The 2,499-nt window shown below is 43.3% G+C and carries 3 protein-coding genes; all 3 read left to right on the forward strand.

Annotation, left to right across the window (positions count from 1 at the left end; translation table 11 throughout):
- The first annotated feature begins 404 nt into the window (after window positions 1-404).
- Window positions 405-1,499, forward strand: a complete 1,095-nt coding sequence (locus D5R40_RS32150; protein ID WP_161565160.1) for a serine hydrolase domain-containing protein — start codon at window positions 405-407, stop codon at window positions 1,497-1,499.
- Between the two features lie 110 nt (window positions 1,500-1,609).
- Complete coding sequence (locus D5R40_RS32155; protein WP_124155825.1) at window positions 1,610-2,182, forward strand: hypothetical protein; 573 nt, start codon at window positions 1,610-1,612, stop codon at window positions 2,180-2,182.
- A 15-nt stretch (window positions 2,183-2,197) separates the two neighbouring features.
- Window positions 2,198-2,499 (forward strand): hypothetical protein (locus D5R40_RS32160; protein WP_205127812.1); only part of this gene is annotated, 302 nt, incomplete at its 3' end.

Below are 2,499 nucleotides of genomic sequence, written 5' to 3' on the forward strand. Positions count from 1 at the left end.
ATCCCAATTAAGACTAAAGCAGCAGATACCACAGCAACTTTGCTGCTATAATCTATGTTACTTTGCACAATGAACCCAATAGCGAATGAAAGTCCAAAAGTGCTTGCCCAAGTTGTATAATAATTATTGGGTACAAACCGCAATCTGTTCTTCAAGTACTTTTTAAACTTGGTCAGTTTCTGTTTGAATATTTCATTGCTAAAGGATGATATTCTAATGGATGCAAGAATGAAAAGACAAGAACGTGCATTTAGTTTCTGAACTTAGGGTTTACAGCAGAGAAACACTTCAAGTCCCGAGGACTCGTCTTTGTCCGAATCCACTTAGCAGTTAGTCAACTCATCCCATAGATATAGACTCAGATTACAGCAATAACATCAAACCACAATGACTTATCGACTGTAGTGGCGGTCCTTTATCTTGGACTCATTGGGATTGCTAATGCAAACGCCCAATCCCCGGCAGAGATCAATTCGGCAATACTTGAGTTCCGCAACCAAATCGAGCAGGAAGTAAAAGCGGACAAAAACCAAGGGAGTATTAGCCTTGCAATACTCAAAGGGAAGCAAACTTTGTGGTCTGGTGCTTATGGCTTTGCTGATTTCCCCAATGCTATAAAAGCTGATCCCTCCAAAATCTACCGGACGGGTTCTATTTCCAAAACCTTCACGGCATTCCTGATGCTGCAACTAGTTGATGAAGGAACCATTCAACTCAATGACCCCGTCGAGCAATACCTCCCAGAAATTGCAGCATTGGAAGGCTATTCGGATTCCACAAAAATCACCTTTCATCATCTGGCCAGCCACACCTCCGGCCTTATCAGGGAGCCCAAATTGGAAAATGCCGCCGCTGGGCCGATAGCGCAATGGGAAGAAAAAGTCTTGGCCTCCATCTCCAAAACGTCTTTCAAATCAGGTATGGATCAAGCCTATAGCTACTCCAATATTGGCTTTGGAATTTTGGGACTAGCGCTCTCCAAGGCGGCCGGTAAGCCATTCATGCAATTGGTGGAAGAAAAGATATTCAAGCCGCTACATATGAATAGCAGTTTTTTTATTGTGCCGGAATCAAAAATGGCTGATTTGGCCATTGGCATGCAAAGCAACGGGATGGGCCAGGTATACGAAGCCGCGGCTCGAGAACATAAAGGAAGAGGCTACAAAGTGCCTAATGGTGGCATTTATTCGACACCCAACGATTTGAAGCGGTTTATGAATGCCATCATGGGTTATGATGGATTCTTGAAACCAGAAAGTCTAGCTGCGATGCGGCAGGGCCAGACACCTGAAGACAATTATGGTTATGGGCTTTCGCTGTTTGAGGATAATGAAATTTCGACTGCGGGACACGGCGGGTCTGTGGCTGGTTATAATTGCTACATGCTTTTTGATAAAGAAAGCCAGTATGGAGTGATTATAATGCGCAACTATAATCGTGGCAAGACAAACTTAGGTAGGGTATCCAGAGAATTAATCAAAAAGCTTAAAAGCCAATAATTAATTCACCGGCTGATCTGCGAAAATCATTCAAACTTCTGCATAATGGATTGACTATTGATCGATGACCAAGCGAAATTGACACAATTTCAATTAAACAAGCTTACATCATGGTCACCGATCAAAATTTCATTGCGAAAACAGAAAATAAAGCCAAAGCCGTGGCTACCTTCTTTTGCTGGCAAAGAAAAGACCTTTCAAAAGACTTATTCACTAGATATTGGCGGGACGTGCACGCCATTTGGGCAGCCCGCACGCCCGGGTTTTATCAATACCGTCAGTTGCACCTAGATAAGGTGGACCCAGCTTTGCTATCTGATTTGGAAGGGATAGAAACGAACCTACCAGAAGAAGATCAGCCCGACGGTATGGCACATATTTCCTATTCCAGTTCTTTCATTGCAAACTTACTACGAAAGCCATTTGCGCTCAAACAAGCAGATGAAGACAATGCCATTTTTGTATCCAAAAACACTTACCAGCGGTCTTTCTTGCCTTTCAGTCGTACTTTCCTTGATCGTACCAACAACCCAGATACAAATGGATTTTTACAGCACCCTCACTACGTACTAGCCTTCAAAAGAAATGCGGACGTGAGTACGGAGGAGTTTAGAAACTACCTAGATAATAAGCTGTGGCGAAACTTGGAGAAAAAGACAGGAAGTACAACGTTTACTGTTTAGATATTATGCAACCCCATGAAAAATTTGCCAGACTCTCCAAAAGGTGTGGTGCAAACTTGGGATAGAGGCAAACAGTATCAGGCGTGGATAGAGTTGGGATTTACAGCGGGAAGCTCCCTTTCAAGTCTTTTCACCAGTTCCCCTGACTTACAAAGGCATATTTCAGCGGTACATGCTTACCCTATTCGAGAAATCTATACCATTGTTTTCGATGGGAAGCCTACCTTAGTGGGGCTGCGGGGTTATCAGGCGGCGCAGACTATAGCCGAAGCAGGAGCTGATTTTCAAAAGTCTAAAGAAGTGCTAAAGTTTACTTA

The sequence above is a fragment of the Okeania hirsuta genome, from assembly GCF_003838195.1.
GTDB classification, from domain to species: Bacteria; Cyanobacteriota; Cyanobacteriia; order Cyanobacteriales; family Microcoleaceae; genus Okeania; species Okeania hirsuta.

Coding starts and splice junctions, on each gene's coding strand:
- D5R40_RS32155 (WP_124155825.1), top strand. CDS start 1,610: ATGGTCACCGATCAAAATTTCATTGCGAAAACAGAAAATAAAGCCAAA.